Here is a 21,582-nt window from a genome sequence, read left to right as displayed (position 1 = left end):
AAAAGGCCGGCATGGGAAACCGGCCTTCAGGGTATATTATTTTTCGTTATAAGCTTTGTAACCTTCCCAGTCCCAGGCGGTGTAAATATCACCAATAGCGGCTCCCAGCAAGGGTTTGTAAATACCAGTACCGTAATCACTATTGGTCAGGATCACCACCGCCAGTCCCTCATCCGGGTAACCAATGCTGTAGTGCGACCATCCCTCACTATGCCCTTCCTTAAAGAATGCTGTTCCATAAGGAGTCCTCAACAACCCTACGCCCAATCCATAAAACAGGTTGGTCTGTTGTGCCGTTTTATCATCCACCAGCGCATCCGGGCCAAATTGCCTTTTGGAAAGAATGGCCACCTGCGGGGTTAGCATCTCCTTAAAACCCTTCCCTGATAAACCTTTCCGCTGCATCATCGCTGTCATGAACTTTGCGTAGTCGTCGATATTGGTATACATGGAGCCGGCAGAATGAGGTAGGGTACGGCGGTCAAATTCATATACTTTCTGCGCACTGTCGTGCCCCTCTGCGTGATTGGCTTCAAATGCATCCTGCCAGATATAGCTGCTGTGCGTCATACCCAGGGGCCTGAAAACATATTCCTGGGCCAATTCTTCGTACCCTTTGCCAGTCACTTGTTCCAATACAAATTGCAGCAGGTACATCCCTTCACCGGAGTAGCCATAGCGGGTGCCGGGATCCGTGCGGATGAATAATTTACCATTGGGCTCAAAGCCGCGGTAGTTGGGCAATCCCGTGGTATGGTCCAGGCACATACGGGCAGTTATTTTCTCATAGCGTTGATCATTGCGGATATCCTGGTAACCGCGGGTTTTCTTGGTAAACACATAATCCGGCAGTGGTTTTTTCAGATAATGCTGTAAAGGCGTATCCAGGCTGATCACCCCCTGGTCTACCAGCTTCAATACACAATAGCCAAACACGGCCTTACTGAGTGAACATGCCCAGAAAATAGTGGAAGTATCCAGCATCCGTTGTTTTTCCTTATCCGCATACCCGAAGGCATGCACGTACACAGGCTTGTTGTGCTGGAACACGGCTATTTCCAGGCCGGTTACCTGGGCACTGTCCATCAGTGCAGTGACGCGGTGCTGCAGGGCCTGGGTGCTGATGCGGGATCCATCCAGGCGGATGATCTGTTGGGCCGGTAAGCGCAGGGTGGCTATGATCAATAATAAAAGGGTTAAATGTTTCATATTGCTGGTTTGATTGGGATTTCAATCAAAATACAGAAAATATACGTTACCAGTATACATAACAACACGCCAACCCACTTCCCCCCGAAGCGCCTTGTACTCCCGGAAAAAATATTTGGATAACATAAATATAATGCATTTACTTTGTAACACAAAGTACTTTTTAAGCTATAAAAAACAACTCATGCGTACCTCCCAGGAATGGATCACCCACTTCCGCCAGAACGCCACCCAGCACCGGGTGAACTGGCAACACACTCCCACCCTGAGCCCCGCGGAGCGGCAAGCCATCATTCCCTCCCTCCGCGCCTGGCAGCTGGGCGAAACCTCTGATGGCAAGCATCTCCTGCATGCAGCCGGTAAATATGCAAATGCCATCGGCGATGCACATTACGTGGAAGCCGTACAGTTATTTATCTACGAAGAACAAAAACATGGTAATAACCTGGGGCGCTACCTGGATGCACTACAGGTACCACGCGCAAAAAAAGACTGGGGAGATTCATTGTTCCGCAAGGTGCGCTATTTCAACACCAGCATGGAGATCTGGACCCTAGCCGTGATCGTGGTGGAAAGCACGGCGCAGATCTTCTACCAATGCATGAAAGACGCCAGCAACTGCACATTGCTGAAACAGATCTGCACAGACATCCTGATAGATGAAGCCTATCATATCGATTTCCAGACAGAGCGGATGGCCATCATCTTCAGCAGTAAAACCAATGTGGGCAAAGCATTGCGACAAGTGGTATATCCAGCGTTCTTCCTCTTTGTATCACTGCTGGTATGGGCGGGCCACCGCAAACTGTTCATGGCCGGGGGAAAGGATTGCTGGTCTTACCTGCGGAAGATGCAATACAAATACAACAAGACATTGCAACGAATTATGCAGGGGCACAGCAACGAAGTGCAGCCGGCAATGCCGGGCAGGTAAACGCTACCAGCGGTATTTTGCCAAAATACCCAGCGCCAGATCCGCCAGTTCATAGCGTGGAAAATCGCCGGTATTGTTTAATAGTACAATGCAACTGTTTGTATCCGGCACGCGCAGGTACATGGTGAAAAAACCGAGGTCTGTGCCAGGATGGTATTGCACGGTATGTTTGCCGGGAAGATTAAAATAGCTTTCATCTGTCATCCAGCCATAGTCATACCAGGCGCCGTACTCCTTGAATGCTACCCTTGGAAGGAACATGGTATCTGTGGCAGCCTTGCTTAGCAATGTATGTTGCTGCAATGCTTCATGCAGGTGCAGCAGATCAGCTGCAGCCGCGGAAATGCCGCCGGCCCCGGTAGTGTTGCCAGGATCATAGCGCGGCTCCGGCACGTCGTCAATATAACCCATTGCCTGGCCAGGATGACCGGCTGTAGCGCCCCAAAAAGCATCTGTCATACCTGCAGGAACAAAAATGCGGTCACGGAGCAGGTCTGCAAAAGGCACTCCCGTTACCTGCTGTGCTACCAATGCCAATACCGTATAATTAGTGTTGCTATAACCAAAGGCGGTACCGCTTTTGAACTCCAGGGTATCACTGCAAAAATTGCGGACCACCGTTTCCAGGTTAAACGAATGCTCCAGTAACTGCTGCTTGTATGCATCACGGTTAAAATAATCCGGTATACCCGATTGGTGCGTAAGCAGTTGCTCAATTGTTACGGAGCCATGCACATACCATGGCAGATATCGTGATACCGGAGCATGCACATCCACCTGTCCTGCTGCCATCAGCTGGTTAATGATCAATCCAGTGAATGATTTAGACAGGGAGCCAATGCGATAAGTGGTATGCCTGTCAGCAACGGTATTCTTTGTCCTGTCTGCCCAGCCATAACTTTTATCCAGCAACACTTCACCATGATCGTATATCAAGGCTGTGCCATTGAACGCACCCTGGCGGTGATAGAAAGAAAGCAGGGAATCCAGTCGCAGCGCGGCGTTCCGGGGTAGTCGCTGCGCCATCGTTTCAAAACGGGCCTTTAACTGTTCCTGCTGGTTGATGGTGTGTATTTGTCTGATAAGCGCTTCCGTGTTGCGGTCCGGAAGCATAATATTGTAATCCTTCCAGAAAACAGCTTCTCCCTTGGAATCATGATCGTTGATATGTTCGTCCGTCCGCATAACTTCCGTGAAGGGTGTTTTCCGGGAAGTGTCCACGCTTGTAACCACGTAGTTGAAACGCATTACCGCGGGATAGTCATAATGCCTGCGTGGCCATTTAATATACACCTTGTAATCACCCACATCACCTCCAAAGACCCATTTATTCCCCATGCGCTGGTAACTGATGCGGTCGCGGTCTGCCAGCACGTCTAGTTCCACGCCCAGCATTTTCATGATGATGCGCTGGCTGGCGGTACCCAGTTTAAATGCCTGCCGTGCGGCGGGGCTCATCCCAAAGTCAAAATATACGAAGGCATAAGTAGCCGTATCTACCAGGAAATGTCCCCTGAACGTATGCTCCTTTTCACCCAGTCTTTCTGAAAAACTGATCTCATAAGCCGGCCGCCCGTTGTGATCAACTACGCCGGTAACTGCGTAGCGATGCCGCTTCATGCCTTCCCTGCCAAGGATATCCGAATTTGCCACGCGTTTCACAATATCATCCTGGAAAATACTGCCTGGGCTTTGCCCAAACTCAATGCCGTGAAAATCGCGTTCGTTCTTATCATCCCGCGCTTTAACCAGTTGGAAAATATCCTGCCTTGGATCGGCATAGCCGTAGTTGAATAGGTCGAACACTGCTTCCGAAAGTTGCAGGGGCGTATTACCCTTCATGGATGTTTGGCGGTAAAAGCCACGGAGCACGTGGGGCGTTGTAATATAGTTCTCCGGGATGCGGCTGATAGCCTTGGCAATCACCTTCAGCGGATCGTAGTAAGTAACGGTGACCTGCCTGAGTGTATCCGCATTGACAGGCATCATTACCGTTACATTTTCCTGCGCATGCTGCACTGTCACTTTGCGGGACAGGTAACCAATGGCCGATACCTCCAATGTATCCACCTTCTGCGTCATGGGAAAGCGAAGCACGAATTGCCCGAGCTCATTGGCTGCCGTGCCAATACCCTTGCCGGAGAGCCGGATAGTGGCATACGCTATGGGTTGCTGATCAGCACCCGTCACGCAGCCCTGGATGGTGCGTAGGGGTGATTGCGCCCGGACGGATATTGCAGGCAATAATAAAATAAAGACAAGGAAGCGCAGGGGCATAATGGATGTTTCAGGTTTCCCGAATTTAATATACAGGAAAATGAAACCGGCCAATGGCTTACAGTTTTAACAGCAAATTAGCAGGCAAGATCACTTTATCGAGATACTTGCAAGTCCACTTTCCAGCGCTGCCTCCTGCCCTACAATCGCCTGCCCTTCTGCCCTGAAAACAGCTACCACCTCCATCCCGATCAGCGTCAGGAAGAAATGTACCAGGGGTGTTGCAAAGTCATATTGTTTCAATTCTCCTGTTGAATAAATGCCGCCGGAGCTTGTAACAATGTAAGCCTGCTTGTTTTTCAGCAATCCTTCGGGGAGCAGTCCATTCCCGGTGTAGCGGAAGGTAATGCCTACCCTGGCCAGGTGATCAAAAAAAGCCTTCAGTGTTGATGGAATGGTGAAGTTGTACATGGGCGCTTCCACTACAATGATGTCTGCTGTTTGCAGGGCGGCAATCCATGCGTCAGAATAAGTTACGGCGTCTCGCTGTGCCGGCGACCGCAGGTCCTCTGCCGTAAAAAACGCGTCTATGTGAAGCTTTTCCAGGTGCGGTACTGGTTGTATTGCCAGGTCGAGCTCTTCCACCAGGCTGCCGGGATATTTGTCTATGATCTTGCTGATGGTTGCGTGCCCCAGTTTCCTGCTTGCGGAACCGGTGGTTCTTGGGCTGGAGAGAATGTGTAATATCCTTTTCATACTGTTCATTGTTTATGATTGCAAACTTATTTACATTCACTAACTAAATATTACTAGTTACCCAAAGGTTAGTAGTAATCTACAGGTAAGTGGTTTAAATTTGGTAGTTATGAAAAGTCAAAATGTTTTGTACACGGAGGTAGAATGTGCCAGGAACCTGGCGGCTGTGGAAGACGCTTTATATGTGTTGGGAGGCAAATGGAAGTTGCGGATCGTGATTGCGCTGGTGAGCGGGCATCACCGGTTTAACGAGATCCAGCGGACCATTGATGGCATTTCTGCGCGATTGCTTTCGAGTGAATTGAAATCGTTGGAGATGAACGGGCTGGTAAAACGGGTGGTGCATGCAGACAAGACCCCCGTGGTGGTGGAATATTTACCAACGGCTTATACGAAAACGGTGAAAGAGGTGGTGGCTGTTTTGGGAAGTTGGGGCCGCAGGCATAAGGAGCGGATCACGAAGAAGGAGTAGCTGATTTTGAACCACCCAAGAATGTACTTTGCCAACGCGGATGACCAGGCCTATTACGGCTTTGCAAGCACTAAAACAAGAAATGGCCATCAAAACTGATGGCCATTCCGCTTATGTAGCGAGAAGCGGATTCGAACCACTGACCTTCGGGTTATGAGCCCGACGAGCTACCTCTGCTCTATCTCGCAATGTGGGTGCAATATTAGAACAGTTAACCCTTCCCTCCAAATTTAATTTTCAAAATTTTGTAAGATCCGCACTGGCAAACGCTTTCAGCCAGCAAAAAGATACGCGCGTTCCAGAACGCGCTTAAAAACAAGCGTTTCCAACAGACAAAAAAATGCTTCCAGCCTAAAATTGCCTGAAAAGAAACCTTCCAGCCAACAAAAAAACGCCCGTTCAAAAATTGCGTAAAACAAAGGCTTCCAGCCGGCAAAAAATGTTCACATCCTAGCATTATCTAAAAAACAATTCACCGCTTCCATGTTTACCCACACCAAACAGCTGTAGACTGAAACCGCCAGCAACACCTCTATCTACAAAAAGCTGCACGCTCCGGAAACGTGCAGCCCTATCGCGGTTTAGAAAAAATTGCATGCTAACAGTGCCTCGAAAAACTACCAGCATTACCTAAAACGGCATATCCGCCGCGGCTTCAGCTTCCTCCGCAGACACCGGCTCCGGTGTAAGAGGTGCCGTGGCATCCCGTTTACCTAGCAACTGCAGGTTCGTAACCCGCATACGCAATGTGGTGGCCGTTTCGCCCTTCTTGTTGACATACTGGTCCAGGTAGGGCTGGCCCTCAATAAACACCTGCACACCTTTCCGCAGGTAGGGGCCCAGCGCTTCCCGCTCCCAGTAAGAACACTCCACCCAGGTGGTACGCTCCACTTCCTGGCCTTGGATGTTCTTGTACTTTTCCGAATGGGCTACATTGAAATTCAAAACGGATTTTCCATTCACCTGACCTTTGAGCGCATCTTTCCCAAGATGGCCGATCATCTGTAGTTTAATCATAAGACTTGGTTTAAAATATTAAGGTTAACGATTCCGAGTTAACAAAAAAGTATAGCGAGGTTATGCATCCGGAGAAGTCTAAATTAGCTAAAATTCTTAGCAAACCAAAAAATTTTTCTGGGGATTGTTAAAATGCAGGTTACATTTGCAACTGGAAACTGGTAGCCAACGCTATTCATCTAACATACAGTTTCACCTCGGGGTGCCTTACTTTCAGGCTGAGATCAAACCCGTGAACCTGACCAGGTAATGCTGTTTAGGAAAGGTAAGCGATCATTTCCTTACCTGTTATTGGACCAAACCTGCCGCGCCTCCACCGCGCGTTTGCCTGCATGCGGCAAACCCCGTACTATGGCCGGCCGGGTGATTTGATTGACCATTTTAAAACAGGACAAATTCATGAAACACTGGATGCTGCTGCTGTTCACAGGTATATCCCTGCCCCTCAGCGCGCAAACCATCGTCACCGGAACGATCACGGACAACGTGCACCACCGCCCGCTGGAAGGCGTGAGCGTAAGTCTTCAATCCCGCCAGGTAAGCGGCGTGTATACCGATGCCGCCGGCCACTACCGCCTCTCTGTACCGAAAGGGAATTATACCCTGCGCGCTACCTACCTCGGCTACGCCCCCCATGCACAGGCCATCTCCTTGCAATCCAATACCAGCATCGACATTACCCTGGAAGAAAAAGGCCTCTTCGTTTCCCCGGTGGAGATCTCCAGCCTGAGAGCCGGCAAGAACGCGCCTTTCGTGACTTCCATGGTCAATGCAGATGATATCAAAAAACAAAACGTGGGCCAGGACCTCCCCTTCCTCCTGGGCCAGGAAACCAGCGTGGTCATTAACTCCGACGCGGGTAACGGCGTGGGCTATACGGGATTACGCATCCGCGGCTCTGATATTACCCGTATCAATGTTACATTGAACGGTATTCCCGTAAATGATGCCGAAGGCCAGGGCGCCTACTTTGTAGACCTGCCGGACCTTGCATCTTCCACCAGCAGCATACAGATCCAGCGCGGTGTAGGCACTTCTACCAATGGCCCCGGTGCTTTTGGCGCTACGCTTAATATCAGTACTAACGAACTCAGAGATAAGGCCTACGCGGAAACCGACAACAGTTATGGCTCGTTCAATACCTGGAAGCACACGGTGAAAGCAGGTTCCGGCCTTATCAACGATCACTTCACCATCGATACCCGCCTGTCTATGATCACCTCTAACGGCTACATAGACCGCGCCACCTCCGACCTGAAATCATTCTACACTTCTGCTGCCTATATTTCAAAGAAAACGGCTATCCGTTTCAACATCCTGTCTGGCAAGGAAAAGACCTACCAGGCCTGGTATGGCGTACCGGAAGACTCCCTGTCCACCCACCGTACGCTGAACCTCGAAGGCATGGAAAAACCGGGAACACCTTATAACAACCAAACAGATAATTATCAGCAGGACTACTACCAGTTATTCCTGAACCAGTCTATCAACGATCACTGGAACTTCAACGTGGCGGGCTTCCTCACCCGTGGCCGTGGTTATTACGAAGAGTACAAAGCGGGCCAGGCCTATGCAGACTATGGCATTACCGCGCCCGTGTATGGCACCACCACGGTGGATACCACGGACCTGGTGCGCCAGCTCTGGCTGGACAACTATTTTTATGGCGGTATCTTTTCGTTAAATAATACCGGCAACCGCTTCAACTGGAGCCTGGGTGGCGGCTTTACAAAGTATGACGGCCAACATTATGGCCTGGTGAACTGGGCGCAAAATGGTGGACTGGATAACGAACATACCTACTACGACAACTTTGCGCATAAGACAGACCTGAATGTATACTGGAAGGGTGATGCCAGGCTGGTAGGCCGGTTACACGGGTTCCTGGACCTGCAGTACCGCTATGTGAAATACGACATCCTTGGTTTTGACGACCTGCCGGACCTCGTGCAGCACAACAAGTACAACTTCTTCAATCCCAAGCTGGGCTTCACTTACAACATTAATACACAAAGCAACGTGTTTGCTTCCGTGGCGCTCAGCAACCATGAGCCCAACCGGGATGATTATGAAAACAATGTAAAAAACATTGCCCGCCCGGAAAAACTCACGGATGTGGAAGCCGGCTATTCCTTACGCACACAGCGTTACAGCTTCCAGGGCAACTTATTTTATATGAACTATAAAGACCAGTTGGTGCAAACCGGCCGGCTTAATGAAGTGGGTGCATACACCCGCATCAATATCCCGAAAAGCTACCGCGCAGGCGTGGAATTGCAGGGCAGCGCGCAGTTAGGTGCTGTGTTTTCCATCGCCGCCAATGCAGCATTGTCACGTAATAAGATCAGGGAATTCACCGCTTTCATTGATAATTATGATGATGGCAGCCAGACCGCCAGGCAGTACCGCAATACGGACATAGCCTTCTCTCCCTGGTTGGTGACGGGTTACACGGTTACTGCAAAGCCTTTGCCGCGACTTGAAATAGATTGGATTGGGAAATATGTGAGCCGCCAGTATATGGACAATACTTCTGCCCGGGATGCCAATACAAAGCTCAATGATTATTTTGTGAGCAACCTGCGTTTTAACTATACGGTGCCGCAACGCCTGTTCAAGGAAGTAGGGCTGCAGCTGATGCTCAATAACCTTTTCAACCGCCTGTATGAGCCCAGTGGTTCTACCTATGCATACATTGCAGACGGGAAGATTGCGGCCGACAATTATTACGCTCCCATGGCGGGTTTCAACGTAATGGCGGGTGTGCATCTTGCCTTCTAGGATATTACGGGATCATGCAATTAGAAAGCCGCTGCCTTATGCAGTGGCTTTTTTTGTGAATGTAAATTTCTTGTTAATGCTAATTTTTTTAGCAATTAATTCAGGACATCCATTTACATTTGAATAGTTCGAATGGCAAACGATGATCAAGTTCCCCAAAGCTATGCATGCGGCGCTTGCTGCTCCTACCATTAGCAAGCGCTTGTCATGTGTAGAACGGGAACAAATGAAAAAGCCCGCCACAGGGAGCGGCAGGCCTTTTCAGTATTTACAAACCTTTCTTCTTCAAAACCGGAAATGCATGACCGGGCCTTACCGCCCATGACTGCATCATTTAATCTTCCAACAACCTGGCAAACGCCTCGTGTACATCGCGGAAGAGGAAGGCAGCTACTACTTGGTGCATGAGTTGCTTGATCTCTGCGGTGTTGAGGTGGCCAATGCTACCCTCGTGCGTATGCTGCACGTGTGTATCTGGCTGGAAAGTACCCTTTTCAATGTCCATACCCACCTGCTTGTAAGCCTCGCGGAAGGGCACGCCTTGCAGGGCCAACTTGTTCACAACTTCTACGCTGAACAGGTATTTATATTTTTCGTCTTTCAGGATATCGGTTTTCACGCGGATATTCTCCAGCATGAGACGGACCATCTGGAAACAATCTTTCAGCGTTTGAAAAGCCGGAAAAAGATTTTCTTTCAGCAATTGCAGATCGCGGTGATAACCACTGGGCAGGTTGGTGATCATCATGGCTATTTCATTGGGCAATGCCTGCAGTTTATTGCCGTGTGAGCGGATCAGCTCCCATACGTCAGGATTCTTTTTGTGCGGCATGATGCTGGAGCCCGTAGTCAATTCATCGGGGAAGCTGATGAACCCGAAGTTCTGGTTCATGAACAAAGTAGCGTCCATGGACATTTTAGCCAGGGTAGCCCCCAGGTTACCCAGGGCAAAGGCTACGATCTTTTCTGTTTTACCGCGGCCCATCTGCGCGTACACCACGTTGTAGTTCAGGGTTTCAAAGCCCAGCAGGTTGGTGGTCATGGTGCGGTTCAGCGGGAAGGAAGAACCATAGCCTGCGGCAGAGCCCAGGGGATTTTTGTTCACTACCTGGTAAGCGCTGTGCAGCACGGTAAGGTCATCCACGAGCGCTTCCGCATAGGCGCCAAACCATAAGCCAAAAGAGGAAGGCATAGCCACCTGCAGGTGTGTGTAACCGGGTAGCAGTACGTCCTTGTGCTGTTCACTCAGGGTTTGCAGCAGGTCAAAGGTTTGCTGTGCTTCCGCTACGATCTGTTCTATCTCGTAACGCAGGTACAGTTTCAGGTCTACCAGCACCTGGTCGTTGCGGGAGCGGCCGGAGTGGATCTTTTTACCTACTTCACCCAGGCGTTGCGTAAGCAGCAGTTCTACCTGGGAATGGATGTCTTCCACGTCGTCAGCCAGTTTGAACTGGCCTGATGCTATCTCTTGGTAGATATTGCGCAGTTCTTTTTTCAGCGTGGCCAGTTCATCAGCGGTGAGCAGGCCAATGCTTTCCAGCATCGTAATGTGTGCCATGGAGCCTAGTACATCAAAGGGCGCCAGGTAAGCATCCATTTCACGGTCCTTGCCTACAGTGAATTTCTCCACTGATGCAAGTGCTGTTTTATCTTTTTGCCAAAGTTTCATATGATCGGAGTTTGATCTTCTAACTAAAAATTATACTTCGCAAACACCCGTTGTTTCACCTCCGGCCATTCCGCAGCCAGGATGCTGAAATAAACTGTGTCGCGCACAAAACCGCTGCTGGTGATGGCATGCTGGCGTAAGGTACCTTCATACTGCGCGCCTATGCTACGCATGGCATGCTGGGAAAGCTGGTTGCGGGCGTCTGTTTTCAGCTCCACGCGGTTGAGGCCAGCTGTTTCAAATGCGTATTGCAGCATGGCATACTTCATCGCCTTGTTTAAACCGGTGCCTTGCAGGGCAGGATCTATCCAGGTAGACCCAATTTCCGCGCGCTTGTTGGCCAGGTCTATGGCCATGAAGCGGGTGCTGCCGGCTACACGGTTCTCCTGCTTGTCAAAGACCAGGAAAGGGATAGCCACCTTTTGCTCCCGCTCCCGCGCTGCCTTTTCCAGGTACCGCTGCAGGTCTGCTTCGTTGTTGATAGCAAAGAGCGCCACCTTCCACAGCTCCGGTTGCAGGGCTACCGGTTTTAATACTGCCAGGTCCTCCGGTTGTAGCGGCTGCAGGCGTACAGGGTTATTTTCAAGTGTAATATTAAAATCCATGGATCATGCTTTTACAGGAAAAAATCTCATTGCCGGCTCACAAACCGGCACAGGACTGTTTATCACTGGATGGCGGTCACCAGGCGGATGTAAGTGTCAATCCCGTCTCTAATCTCATGCAGGTAGATGAATTCATCCGCCGTGTGCGAGCGGGCAGAATCCCCGGGGCCTATTTTGATGGAGGTGTGCGGGATGAGCGCCTGGTCCGACGTGGTAGGCGAGCCATAGCAGGTTTTGCCCATCGCTATACCGGCCTTTACCAGCGGGTGTTCCAACGGAATGCCCGAAGGGCGCATCCGGATAGATCTTGGCTTCACCTCGCATTGCACATTTGCCAGCACTGTATCCAGCACTTCTTCCAGCGTGTACATTTCAGTAACACGCACATCCACCACGAAGCTGCAATCAGCAGGCACCACGTTGTGGGCCTTGTTGGAAGTATTGATCACGGTAACGCTCATCTTCACAGGTCCCAGCACTGGCGACACCTTGTCAAAACGGTAATCCTTAAACCACTGGATGTCTGGCAGCGCCTTGTACAGCGCGTTTTCCCCTTCCTCGCGCGCCGCATGGCCCGCACGTCCATGACTGATGCAATCGAGCACCATCAGCCCCTTTTCCGCTACCGCCAGCTGCGTCAGTGTAGGCTCACCCACGATGGCCAGTTCCAGCGGGGGCAATTGATCCAGGATGCTTTCGATGCCATTAACGCCACTGATCTCCTCCTCGGCCGTAATGGCCACGATGATATTATATTTTAGATCCTCCTGCGCGTAGAAATGCCGGAAAGCAGCCACCAGGCTTACCACGCAGCCGCCCGCATCATTACTGCCCAGGCCATAAAGCTTGTCGCCCTCTATCACCCCGTCAAACGGGTCGCGGGTGTACTGGGGATTAGGCTTTACGGTATCGTGATGGGAGTTGAATAAGATCGTCGGCTTGGCCGGGTCAAAGTATTTATTCTTTGCCCACACATTGTTCAGGTGTTGCTGGAACGGGATGCCATGGGCCTGCAGGAAAGCGCCCAGCACCGCGGCAGTGCCTTGCTCTTCCCGGCTGATGGAGGGCGTCCGGATCAGTTGCTGCAGCAGCTGTACTGCGTCGGCATACAATTGTTCATTCCACATAGGTCAGCAGATTAAAGTGCCGGCCACATCACCGGTGGTGTTACGTAACACATCATCGGCATGGCCAATGAGCACTTCGGTAACGCCGCTTTCAATGGCCGAAAAAGCATTTTCCAGTTTAGGTAAAATGCCGTCTGTGAGAATTTTCTTTTCAAGCAGATCCTGGTAGATCTCCCGGTTAATGAGGTGGATCACCGCATCATCATCGCTGGCATCGCGCAGTACGCCTTTTTTCTCAAAGCAGTAGATCAGGCGCACCTTGTAAAAAGCAGAAAGCGCAATGGCCAGGGAAGCTGCAATAGTATCGGCATTGGTGTTGAGCATCTGCCCGTTCCCGTCGTGCGTGAGTGGGGCAAATACCGGCGTAAGGCCCGCATCCAGCATGGATTGCAGTGGCTTTACGTGCAGGGCTTCCGTGGTGATATCGCCCACGAAACCATAGTCGATCTCTTTCACGGGGCGCTTACGGGCAGGGATGATATTGGCATCCGCTCCGGTCATCCCGATGGCGTTACAATGCAGGGCTTGCAACTGTGCTACCAGTTGCTTGTTTACCAGGCCTCCGTATACCATGGTCACCAGGTCAATGGTGGCAGCATCGGTAATACGGCGGCCGTTAATATAATTCGATACAATACCCAGCTGGTCTCCTATGCGCGTGGCGATCTTGCCGCCGCCGTGCACCAGGATCTTCTTACCGGGAATGGTGGCAATATTCTCGAGGAACTGCTGCAACAAGGCAGGATTATCCAGCACATTGCCGCCTACTTTTATGACAAACAGATCGATCATTATTTTCCGTGTTTCAGAATTTCACTCAATACGGCTTGCGCAGCCCATACCCGGTTGCCCGCTTCCTGGATCACGATGGAGTTAGGTCCGTCCAGTACTTCATCCGCGATCACTACGTTGCGGCGCACCGGCAGGCAGTGCATCACCTTGGCATTATTGGTATGCTGCAGCTTCGCATTGGTAAACTGCCAGGAAGGGTCCGTGCAGGCGATCTTGCCGTAGTCCTCGTAGCTGGACCAGTTCTTCACGTACACAAAATCAGCGCCTTCCAGGGCTTTATCCTGGTTGTGCTCAATGTGTGCGTTGCCGCTGAACTTCGGGTCCAGTTCATACCCTTCCGGGTGCGTGATGGTGAAGTCCACTTCACCCCAGGCGTTCATCCATTCTGCAAAAGAGTTGGGTACCGCCTGTGGCAGGGCTTTTACGTGCGGGGCCCATGTCATTACCACCTTGGGTTTACGCGGCTGGTTCCAGCGCTCACGGATGGTGATCACATCGGTAAGGCTCTGCAGCGGGTGCAGGGTGGCGCTTTCCAGGCTTACCACCGGCTTGCCGGCATACTTGATGAACTGGTTGATGTATTTCTCCGTGTAATCTTCTTCTTTATTTTTTAACCCCGGGAAAGTGCGGATGGCAAGAATATCGAAATACTGCCCCATCACTGCCGCGGCTTCTTTTACGTGTTCGGAAGTGTTACCGTTCATGATAACACCGTCGGTCATTTCCAGGGCCCAGCCTTCCTTATCGATATTGAAAACGATAGGCTCCATGCCCAGGTTCTTCGCAGCTACCTGTGTGCTCAGGCGGGTGCGCAGGCTGGGATTCAGGAAGATCATGCCGATGGATTTGTTTTCACCCAGGCCTTTATCCTTGAAAGGATTGCTTTTATAGTCCAGTGCTATGTCCGCGAGGCGCGGGACGGAGGGCACATCCGATACAGAAATGAATTGTTTCATTCTTGGTAAAATGTTAAACGTTAATTGTAAATCGGGCAACGTGGAATGACAGCGTAACAGACAAATAACAACGGCGGAACAGAGAGATCAGTGCCGGTCCCGCGTGGCAACGGGAGGTTTGACAACCAATAGCATCAGCGCCGGCCAGCGCCGGCGCCGATGCCTTGCAATGATCTTTCCAACAACGCGCCGTGCGTTGCACTTATTAACGCTTAGCTATTTTTCAATATCGTGTGGAGCGCCTGGAGGAAAATATCCACATCCTGCTGTTTCAGCGCGAGGCTGGGCAGTAAGCGGATCACATTGGGCTTGGCTTCGCCCGTAAAGATCTTATGTGTGAACAGCAGCTCTTTCCTCACATGCGACAGCGCCTCCGGCAGCTCGATACCGATCATCAGGCCACGGCCTCTCACCTCCTTCACTTTGGGGAAAGTGCGAACCTGGTCCATGATGTATTGGCCCAATTGCAGGGCGTTGTCAATGAGTTTATCCTGTGCTATTACTTCCAGCACAGCCACCGCAGCGGCACAGGCCAGGTGATTGCCACCAAAGGTGGTGCCCAGCATACCATAAGAGGGTTGGATGTGCGGTGCAATGATGATACCACCGATCGGGAAACCATTGCCCATGCCTTTGGCCATGCTGTAAATGTCTGCATTTACACCGGCGTAGTCATGGGAGAAGAATTTACCGCTGCGGCCGTAACCACATTGCACAGCGTCCGCGATGTACACGGATTTATAAGTATCGCAAAGGCTGCGGATCTTTTGGAGGAAGGATGTACTGGCTACGTTAATCCCCCCCACACCCTGTATGCCTTCAATGATCACAGCGGCAATCTCGTGCCCCTGTTCTGCGAAGGTCTTTTCCAGCGCGGCCTGGTCTTCCCAGGGCAGGAAAATGATATTGTCCGTCTGGTTAATGGGGGCTACGATCTTGGGATTGTCGGTGGCGGCTACTGCCAGGGAAGTGCGGCCGTGGAATGACTTGCGGAAAGCAATGGCTTTCTTGCGGCCGGTGTGGAAAGAAGCGAGTTTCAACGCATTTTCATTGGCTTCAGCGCCGGAGTTGCAGAGGAACAACTGGTAGTCTTCCTTGCCGGATACTTTACCCAGCTTGCTGGCCAGTTCTACCTGCAGGGGAATGCGCACGGAGTTGGAATAGAATCCTACTTTGTGCAGCTGCTCTTCCAGGCGTTTTACGTAGTGCGGTTGCGTGTGACCAATGGAAATCACGGCGTGGCCACCGTAGAGATCCAGGTATTGCTGGCCCTTGTCATCCCAGACATAGGAACCCAGGCCCTTGTCAATAACGATGTCATTGATCGGGTAAACGTCGAAAAGCTTCATAACTTTAAATTGCGCCGGAGGGCTTCCTGGCGACATTTTTAAGTGTGAAAAAAGAACTTTTTACGCAGCCGCAATCGCTTGAGGCCCCTTACCTAAAACACGATCGATTTCAACTTCAGTCCTGCAGTTTCTTCCAGTCCGAATAAGAGGTTCATATTCTGGACTGCCTGTCCTGAAGCGCCTTTGAGCAGGTTGTCTTCGATCGTATGGATGATGAGCTGGTCGTCTTGTTTTTCCAGCTGCACCAGGCACTTGTTCGTGTTGACCACCTGTTTCAGGTCGATCTGTTTTTCGCTCACATGCGTAAAAGGATGTGAAGCGTAGTATGCTTTGTAAAGGCTCACGGCCTGGTGCAAAGAGAGATCACTCTGTAAATAAGAGGTCACCCAGATGCCACGGGGATAGTCGCCCCGCACGGGCACAAAGTGCACCGGGCTGTTAAATCCTTCCTGCAGCTGTGAAAGGCTGCGGCGTATTTCTTTCAGGTGCTGATGGTTCAGCACTTTGTAAGTGGAAATGTTATTGGCCCTCCAGGTAAAATGGCTGGTGGCCTGCAGGCTCTGGCCTGCACCAGTGCTGCCGGTAATGCCTGTAGTATGTACAGTGGTCAGCAGTCCTTCTTTTGCCAGTGGCAACAGCCCAAGCTGGATACCGGTAGCAAAACAGCCCGGGTTGGCTACGTTGCCGGCGTTTGCAATCGCATCGCGCTGCAACTCCGGCAGTCCGTATACGAACGCCCGTCCGTTTACGGTTTCACCCAGGCGGAAGTCCTGGCTCAGGTCAATCACCTTTACGTGATTGGGAACCGGTGTGCTTTGCAGGAACTTCACGGATTCACCGTGGCCCAGGCAAAGGAAAAGTACGTCAATGTCATCCTGCAGTTCATCTGTGAAGTTCAGGTCAGTATCGCCCAGCAGGTCCGCATGCACGGCAAATACCGGCTTGCCCGCATTGCTGCGGCTGTGAACGAATACCAGGTGTACATCGGGATGGTTCAATAATAAACGGATCGCCTCGCCGCCGGTATACCCCGCGCCACCTATAATACCTGCTCTGATGACTTTATGACTCATTGACTTTAAACTTAAAATTTTCACATTGCCGGATCGTCCATGACTTCAAAACCACGATGATCTTTAAACACTGGATGATGATCTTACCAGAAAATCTATCGCAAATGAAAATTGATTCAACTTAAAAGTAGCACTTGCCCGGTATCCGGCCCATTGCACGGTGTTAAACCGGGTAAAGCTTATTTTGTGCTTTCGCTGATCTGGTGCCAGATCATGGTCTGGTTGCCAAAGATCTTGCTGAAGCCACGCACGTCTTCACCACTCCAGCCGCTGTTCATTTCTCCGTATTTACCAAACTTGCTGCTCATCAGGTCATACGGAGACTGGATGCCGGTCACCTGGAAGCGGTAAGGCTGTAGGGTCACGTACACTTCGCCACTCACGTGCTGCTGTGCATGTTCCAAAAAGGCTTCGATATCGCGCATCACCGGGTCCAGGATCTGGCCTTCATGCAGCCAGTTGCCGTAGAACTGCGCCAGCTGGTCTTTCCAGCTCAGCTGCCATTTGGTGAGCACATGTTTTTCGAGGGCATGGTGTGCTTTCAGGATCACCATGGGGGCAGCAGCTTCAAAGCCTACGCGGCCCTTGATACCGATAATGGTATCACCCACGTGGATATCGCGTCCGATCGCGTAAGGACCGGCCAGTGTTTGCAGGTATTGGATAGCCTCCGCAGGATGTGCAAAGGTTTTGTCGTCCACTCCTTTCAGCTCGCCCTTGTCAAACACCAGCTTCACGGAGGAAGCATCGTGTTTGGTGAGCTGGGTGGGCCAGGCTTCTTCCGGCAGGAATCCGTTGCTGGTCAGGGTTTCCTTGCCACCTACGGAGGTACCCCAGATGCCTTTATTGATAGAGTAAACAGCCTTGTCGAAGTTCATCTGTACCCCTTTTGACTTCAGGTAGGAGATTTCTTCCTCGCGGCTCAGCTTCAAGTCGCGGATGGGCGTAATGATCTCTACACCGGGGATCATGATGTGGAAGATCATGTCAAAGCGGACCTGGTCGTTACCCGCACCGGTGCTACCGTGTGCTACGGCATCGGCGCCCACTTCCTTCACGTAATCGGCAATGGCCAGTGCCTGGCTCATACGCTCCGCGCTTACGCTCAGGGGGTAAGTATTGTTCTTTAAGACATTACCGAAGATGAGGTATTTGATCACCTTGTCGTAGTAAGACTTTACGGCGTCAACGGTCTTGTGCGTTTTCACACCCAGTTTATAGGCACGCTTTTCGGTTTCCTCCAGTTCTTCCTTTGTAAAACCGCCGGTATTTACAATGATGGAATGTACTTCATAGCCTTTCTCCTCCGTCAGGTACTTCACACAGTAGGAAGTATCCAGTCCGCCGCTAAAGCCTAAAACAACTTTTTTCATGATAGTGATGCGTATAGATGGTTGTGAAAATCTTTAAAACTAGAAAATGTTAAACAGGAAGAACCTGCGTTTGTGGTGTGCATCGCCACCTTCCTTGCGGGAATTGAGCAACACATATTTTTTGTAACGCAGCCAGCGTTCAAACAGTTTGAAATCCTTTTTGTAGCCGCGCTTACGTTTGGCTTTTTCAATGGTACCGGTAGTGGTCACAGAGAATTGTGTGTCTGCCGTTGCCATCTTTTCTGCAGGTTCTGCTGCCCTGGCTTCGTCCTTTGCTTTTTCAGCGGGATCGTACAGCATAGCGGTGCAGAGGCAGTTCTTGCGGTTCTTGGCAGTGAGGATATCAAAATTGACGCAGCTCTGGCAGCCTTTCCAGAACTCATTATCGTCTGTGAGCTCGGAATAGGTTACCGGCTCGTAACCCAGGTCGCTGTTGATCTTCATGACGGCCAGGCCGGTGGTGAGACCAAAGATCTTAGCGTCAGGATATTTTTCACGGGAAAGCTGGAAGATCCTTTCCTTGATGGATTTGGCTACGCCATGGCCACGGAAATCAGGATTCACGATCAGGCCGGAATTGGCTACAAATTTCTCGTGTCCCCATGCTTCGATATAGCAAAAGCCTACCCATTCACCCTTATCGGTGAGCGCAATCACGGCTTTGCCTTCCGTCATTTTCAGGACCACATAATCGGGAGAACGTTTGGCAATACCAGTCCCACGCGCCTTGGCAGACGCTTCCATCTCATCGGTGATGGTTTTTGCATAGTGCGCATCGTCAGAAGTGGCTACCCTGACAATAATATTCGGATTTTCCAACTTACTCAAAAATTGAAAACGGTGAAGTAATAATGAAAAAGAGTACAATGGGTATAAAAAATCGTTCCAGTTCCGGGGGGAATGCCGCCACGAAGAACGGTTCGGAAGGAAGATTTATGATAGCTTGCCGGAAGTGCAGCAACTATCAAATGCGAGGTCGTCGGCAGAGATAGCTAAAGAGATGGAACCCAGGAGTAACCACACCGGATTGGAGCACCGGGTGGAAAGCAGAAATGTAGTTATGGGTTGCAAAGTTTTTCAACTTCAGTTCATCATTTAAATGTGAATTAAATCATCTTTAGTTTAGGAACGCAAAGTTATAACATTATTATTTATATAGGTCCAACTTTTTTGTAAGCGAACCGTTAAAAAAATTGGGGCGCCCGGCTGGCAGCGCTTTGATTTCCAGGAAAATACGTTTTATAGTTTTCCAGGGGCCTGCAAAACTTAACATTGCAAATGTACAAGGTACGCCCGCAGGAGGCTTATAGCCGCGGCAGGACAGGGCCGGCGGGTGCTTATAGTGCGTCCGGGCGGCGGTTCAGTGCAAGGTAAACTGCCTGGAAATGAATGGGTGGATAGATCGCTGGGAATTACCGTGTAACAGCCGCTACCGGGTACCTGACGCGGCGCTTATAGAGCGCCCGGGCGGCGGTTCAGTGCAAGGTAAACTGCCTGGAAATGAGTAGGGTGGATAGATCGCTGGGGAATTACCGTGTAACAGCCGCTACAGGGTACCTGACACGGCGCTTATAGGTTCCCGTTTATTGAACTGCTGAAGCTACTGAAAAGCTGCTGAAACTGCTGAAAAACTGTTGAAACTGCTGAAGATGAAAGGTAGTCAAAACCATTGGCGCGAAAACAGAAATGCAGCGAAGCCCCGCCCGCCAAAGGTGAAAATTGTGTCGTAGCATTCACCCCGGCGCAGCGCAGTAACCCGCAGCATTTCCGCTCGTATCAACTTGCGGCAATACCCTTAGCATCCGGTTCATCTACCTGGAGCAGACCGGGAAAGCAAAACTATTTACGCCTCCGCTTTCTGGTGCACCACCGAAGTGCCATCCTGTATCGTGGTCACATATACCTCCGGTTGCTTGCTGGTCTCATGGTGGTAGTGTTCCTTAATATATTGTACAAAACTATCCACCGCCCCGGCTTCCACCAGGTTAATGGTACAGCCGCCAAAGCCGCCGCCCATCATACGGGAGCCAGCTACTTCCGGCCTTACCTTCGCCAGTTCCACCAGCAGGTCCAGCTCAGGGCAGCTTACATTGTAATCCTTGCTAAGCCCCTCATGGGTTTCAAACATCAGGCGGCCAAATTCAGCCAGGTCCCCCTTGGCCAGCAGCGGGCCGGCTTTCTGGGTACGGGCTATCTCGTCTATTACAAACTGGCAGCGCTGGTATACCTCGGCACTGATCTTATCGCGCACCTGGTTCAGCTGTTCCAGGGATGCATCGCGCAGGGAAGCCACACCCGGGTACAGTTCCTGGATAGCCGCCACACCGGTTTCGCACTGCTGGCGGCGCACATTGTATTCAGAGCTGGCCAGGGAGTGATGCACCATCGTATTGCACAGCACAATTTTATAATCCGGAAATTCAAACGGGTAGTATTGATATTCCAGGGAGCGGCAATCCAGCAGGATCACCTGGTTCTTTTTACCGTGCAGATTGGCAAACTGGTCCATGATACCGCATTTCACCCCGGGGAAGGTGTGTTCCGCCTTCTGCCCTATCAGTGCCATATCTATACGGCTTAGTCCCAGGCCCATCAATTCGTTGAGCGCCATCACCAGGCCACCTTCCACCGCGGCGGAGGAGCTCAGGCCTGCGCCTACAGGAATATCGCCATCCACTACGCAGTCAAAACCGGGTACATCATACCCCCGTTTCTGCAGCTGGTCCACCACGCCCATGAGGTAATTGATCCACCCGGGAGTAGGTTTCACGTCATCCAGGGAGAAGCTTACAGTCTCATCTACATACACCGCGTGGGCAGTGCAGGTACGCGTACCGTTCAGCTGTACTCCATATATAATGCGCTTATCAATAGCGGCCGGCATTACAAAACCATTGTTATAGTCGGTATGTTCCCCGATCAGGTTAATACGACCCGGAGAGCTGACAATGAGCGGCGTTTTTCCAAATAACGAGTGGAATTTCTCAGAAACTTGCTGTATCATTCAAAAAATAATAAGGGTAATTCTTACACCTAAAAGTATAAAAAAATTCAAATAACCTAGTACAAAAGCTGGTATTGCCCACAAAATTTTATACCCGGCCCCGGCATTCAGCCCAACGGAAACCATTTGGGGTTTTAAATATTATTCAATGATAGGGGCAAATGGCAGCAAAGATTTCCAATTTTGAAAGCTTTATAAAAAAATAATTTCTACATTTAGCACCTAATTTTACTGAAATCTATCATCTA

General features: G+C 50.7%; 17 protein-coding genes and 1 tRNA gene. 3 read left to right on the top strand and 15 right to left on the bottom strand.

Annotated elements, in window-relative coordinates; genetic code table 11:
- Positions 1 to 36 precede the first annotated feature (36 nt).
- A complete protein-coding gene (locus tag DCC81_RS09055; RefSeq protein WP_108686211.1) occupies positions 37 to 1,209 on the bottom strand; it encodes a serine hydrolase domain-containing protein in 1,173 nt (390 codons plus the stop codon).
- 184 nt (positions 1,210 to 1,393) lie between these two features.
- On the opposite strand from DCC81_RS09055, the gene DCC81_RS09050 reads away from it, so the two are divergent.
- Positions 1,394 to 2,143, top strand: coding sequence for a ferritin-like domain-containing protein (locus DCC81_RS09050; RefSeq protein WP_108686210.1), 750 nt, complete (start codon positions 1,394 to 1,396; stop codon positions 2,141 to 2,143).
- A gap of 3 nt (positions 2,144 to 2,146) precedes the next feature.
- On the opposite strand, the gene DCC81_RS09045 is transcribed toward DCC81_RS09050, so the two are convergent.
- Both DCC81_RS09045 and DCC81_RS09040 read right to left on the bottom strand, forming a co-directional pair.
- Positions 2,147 to 4,420, bottom strand: a complete 2,274-nt coding sequence (locus DCC81_RS09045) for a serine hydrolase (protein WP_133177616.1) — start codon at positions 4,418 to 4,420, stop codon at positions 2,147 to 2,149.
- A 90-nt stretch (positions 4,421 to 4,510) separates the two neighbouring features.
- Complete coding sequence (locus DCC81_RS09040; protein WP_108686208.1) at positions 4,511 to 5,116, bottom strand: FMN-dependent NADH-azoreductase; 606 nt, start codon at positions 5,114 to 5,116, stop codon at positions 4,511 to 4,513.
- 109 nt (positions 5,117 to 5,225) lie between these two features.
- Here DCC81_RS09040 and DCC81_RS09035 point away from each other — a divergent pair, with 109 nt between their 5' ends.
- Positions 5,226 to 5,588, top strand: a complete 363-nt coding sequence (locus DCC81_RS09035) for a winged helix-turn-helix transcriptional regulator (RefSeq protein ID WP_108686207.1) — start codon at positions 5,226 to 5,228, stop codon at positions 5,586 to 5,588.
- 116 nt (positions 5,589 to 5,704) lie between these two features.
- On the opposite strand, the gene DCC81_RS09030 is transcribed toward DCC81_RS09035, so the two are convergent.
- Both DCC81_RS09030 and DCC81_RS09020 read right to left on the bottom strand, forming a co-directional pair.
- A tRNA-Met gene (locus DCC81_RS09030) sits at positions 5,705 to 5,776 on the bottom strand.
- Positions 5,777 to 6,218: 442 nt separating this feature from the next.
- Positions 6,219 to 6,605, bottom strand: a complete 387-nt coding sequence (locus DCC81_RS09020) for a single-stranded DNA-binding protein (protein WP_108686205.1) — start codon at positions 6,603 to 6,605, stop codon at positions 6,219 to 6,221.
- A 399-nt stretch (positions 6,606 to 7,004) separates the two neighbouring features.
- Between DCC81_RS09020 and DCC81_RS09015 the strand changes: the two genes are divergently transcribed.
- Complete coding sequence (locus DCC81_RS09015) at positions 7,005 to 9,386, top strand: TonB-dependent receptor (protein ID WP_108686530.1); 2,382 nt, start codon at positions 7,005 to 7,007, stop codon at positions 9,384 to 9,386.
- Positions 9,387 to 9,720: 334 nt separating this feature from the next.
- Here DCC81_RS09015 and argH read toward each other — a convergent pair whose 3' ends face one another.
- The 10 genes from argH to galK form a co-directional block, all read right to left on the bottom strand.
- Positions 9,721 to 11,055: an argininosuccinate lyase gene (argH, locus tag DCC81_RS09010; protein ID WP_108686204.1), complete on the bottom strand. Its 1,335-nt coding sequence runs from the start codon at positions 11,053 to 11,055 to the stop codon at positions 9,721 to 9,723.
- Positions 11,056 to 11,078: 23 nt separating this feature from the next.
- Positions 11,079 to 11,660, bottom strand: coding sequence for a GNAT family N-acetyltransferase (locus DCC81_RS09005; RefSeq protein WP_108686203.1), 582 nt, complete (start codon positions 11,658 to 11,660; stop codon positions 11,079 to 11,081).
- Between the two features lie 62 nt (positions 11,661 to 11,722).
- The gene (locus DCC81_RS09000) at positions 11,723 to 12,787 is read right to left on the bottom strand and encodes a M20 family metallo-hydrolase (RefSeq protein ID WP_108686202.1); all 1,065 of its coding nucleotides are present in this window, start codon (positions 12,785 to 12,787) and stop codon (positions 11,723 to 11,725) included.
- Between the two features lie 3 nt (positions 12,788 to 12,790).
- Positions 12,791 to 13,579, bottom strand: a complete 789-nt coding sequence (gene argB, locus DCC81_RS08995) for an acetylglutamate kinase (protein WP_108686201.1) — start codon at positions 13,577 to 13,579, stop codon at positions 12,791 to 12,793.
- Positions 13,579 to 14,535, bottom strand: a complete 957-nt coding sequence (locus DCC81_RS08990; RefSeq protein ID WP_108686200.1) for a Rossmann-fold NAD(P)-binding domain-containing protein — start codon at positions 14,533 to 14,535, stop codon at positions 13,579 to 13,581. The genes argB and DCC81_RS08990 overlap by 1 nt, the downstream gene beginning before the upstream one ends.
- Positions 14,536 to 14,747: 212 nt before the next feature.
- Entirely contained in the window at positions 14,748 to 15,884 is a 1,137-nt protein-coding gene (locus tag DCC81_RS08985) for an aspartate aminotransferase family protein (RefSeq protein ID WP_108686199.1), read from the bottom strand.
- 92 nt (positions 15,885 to 15,976) lie between these two features.
- Positions 15,977 to 16,957: an N-acetyl-gamma-glutamyl-phosphate reductase gene (gene argC / locus DCC81_RS08980; protein WP_108686198.1), complete on the bottom strand. Its 981-nt coding sequence runs from the start codon at positions 16,955 to 16,957 to the stop codon at positions 15,977 to 15,979.
- A 179-nt stretch (positions 16,958 to 17,136) separates the two neighbouring features.
- Positions 17,137 to 18,330, bottom strand: coding sequence for an argininosuccinate synthase (locus tag DCC81_RS08975; protein WP_240612934.1), 1,194 nt, complete (start codon positions 18,328 to 18,330; stop codon positions 17,137 to 17,139).
- 39 nt (positions 18,331 to 18,369) lie between these two features.
- On the bottom strand, positions 18,370 to 19,149 hold the full coding sequence (locus tag DCC81_RS08970; RefSeq protein ID WP_108686529.1) for a GNAT family N-acetyltransferase: 780 nt from the start codon (positions 19,147 to 19,149) through the stop codon (positions 18,370 to 18,372).
- A gap of 1,024 nt (positions 19,150 to 20,173) precedes the next feature.
- A complete protein-coding gene (galK, locus tag DCC81_RS08965) occupies positions 20,174 to 21,334 on the bottom strand; it encodes a galactokinase (protein WP_108686196.1) in 1,161 nt (386 codons plus the stop codon).
- Between the last annotated feature and the right edge of the window lie 248 nt (positions 21,335 to 21,582).

This window comes from Chitinophaga parva, from assembly GCF_003071345.1.
In the GTDB taxonomy this organism is placed as follows: domain Bacteria; phylum Bacteroidota; class Bacteroidia; order Chitinophagales; family Chitinophagaceae; genus Chitinophaga; species Chitinophaga parva.
Note: the sequence above shows the minus strand (reverse complement) of the source record. Positions and strands in the feature narration are given on the sequence as shown.

What these genes read in the sequence shown, in the direction of transcription:
- DCC81_RS08985 (WP_108686199.1), bottom strand. Translation starts at nt 15,884, where the DNA reads ATGAAGCTTTTCGACGTTTACCCGATCAATGACATCGTTATTGACAAG.
- DCC81_RS09050 (WP_108686210.1), top strand. Translation starts at nt 1,394, where the DNA reads ATGCGTACCTCCCAGGAATGGATCACCCACTTCCGCCAGAACGCCACC.
- DCC81_RS09055 (WP_108686211.1), bottom strand. Translation starts at nt 1,209, where the DNA reads ATGAAACATTTAACCCTTTTATTATTGATCATAGCCACCCTGCGCTTA.
- DCC81_RS09005 (WP_108686203.1), bottom strand. Translation starts at nt 11,660, where the DNA reads ATGGATTTTAATATTACACTTGAAAATAACCCTGTACGCCTGCAGCCG.
- DCC81_RS09000 (WP_108686202.1), bottom strand. Translation starts at nt 12,787, where the DNA reads ATGTGGAATGAACAATTGTATGCCGACGCAGTACAGCTGCTGCAGCAA.
- DCC81_RS09035 (WP_108686207.1), top strand. Translation starts at nt 5,226, where the DNA reads ATGAAAAGTCAAAATGTTTTGTACACGGAGGTAGAATGTGCCAGGAAC.
- DCC81_RS08975 (WP_240612934.1), bottom strand. Translation starts at nt 18,330, where the DNA reads ATGAAAAAAGTTGTTTTAGGCTTTAGCGGCGGACTGGATACTTCCTAC.
- galK (WP_108686196.1), bottom strand. Translation starts at nt 21,334, where the DNA reads ATGATACAGCAAGTTTCTGAGAAATTCCACTCGTTATTTGGAAAAACG.
- DCC81_RS09015 (WP_108686530.1), top strand. Translation starts at nt 7,005, where the DNA reads ATGAAACACTGGATGCTGCTGCTGTTCACAGGTATATCCCTGCCCCTC.
- argH (WP_108686204.1), bottom strand. Translation starts at nt 11,055, where the DNA reads ATGAAACTTTGGCAAAAAGATAAAACAGCACTTGCATCAGTGGAGAAA.
- DCC81_RS08990 (WP_108686200.1), bottom strand. Translation starts at nt 14,535, where the DNA reads ATGAAACAATTCATTTCTGTATCGGATGTGCCCTCCGTCCCGCGCCTC.
- DCC81_RS09020 (WP_108686205.1), bottom strand. Translation starts at nt 6,605, where the DNA reads ATGATTAAACTACAGATGATCGGCCATCTTGGGAAAGATGCGCTCAAA.
- argB (WP_108686201.1), bottom strand. Translation starts at nt 13,579, where the DNA reads ATGATCGATCTGTTTGTCATAAAAGTAGGCGGCAATGTGCTGGATAAT.
- DCC81_RS09040 (WP_108686208.1), bottom strand. Translation starts at nt 5,116, where the DNA reads ATGAAAAGGATATTACACATTCTCTCCAGCCCAAGAACCACCGGTTCC.
- argC (WP_108686198.1), bottom strand. Translation starts at nt 16,957, where the DNA reads ATGAGTCATAAAGTCATCAGAGCAGGTATTATAGGTGGCGCGGGGTAT.
- DCC81_RS09045 (WP_133177616.1), bottom strand. Translation starts at nt 4,420, where the DNA reads ATGCCCCTGCGCTTCCTTGTCTTTATTTTATTATTGCCTGCAATATCC.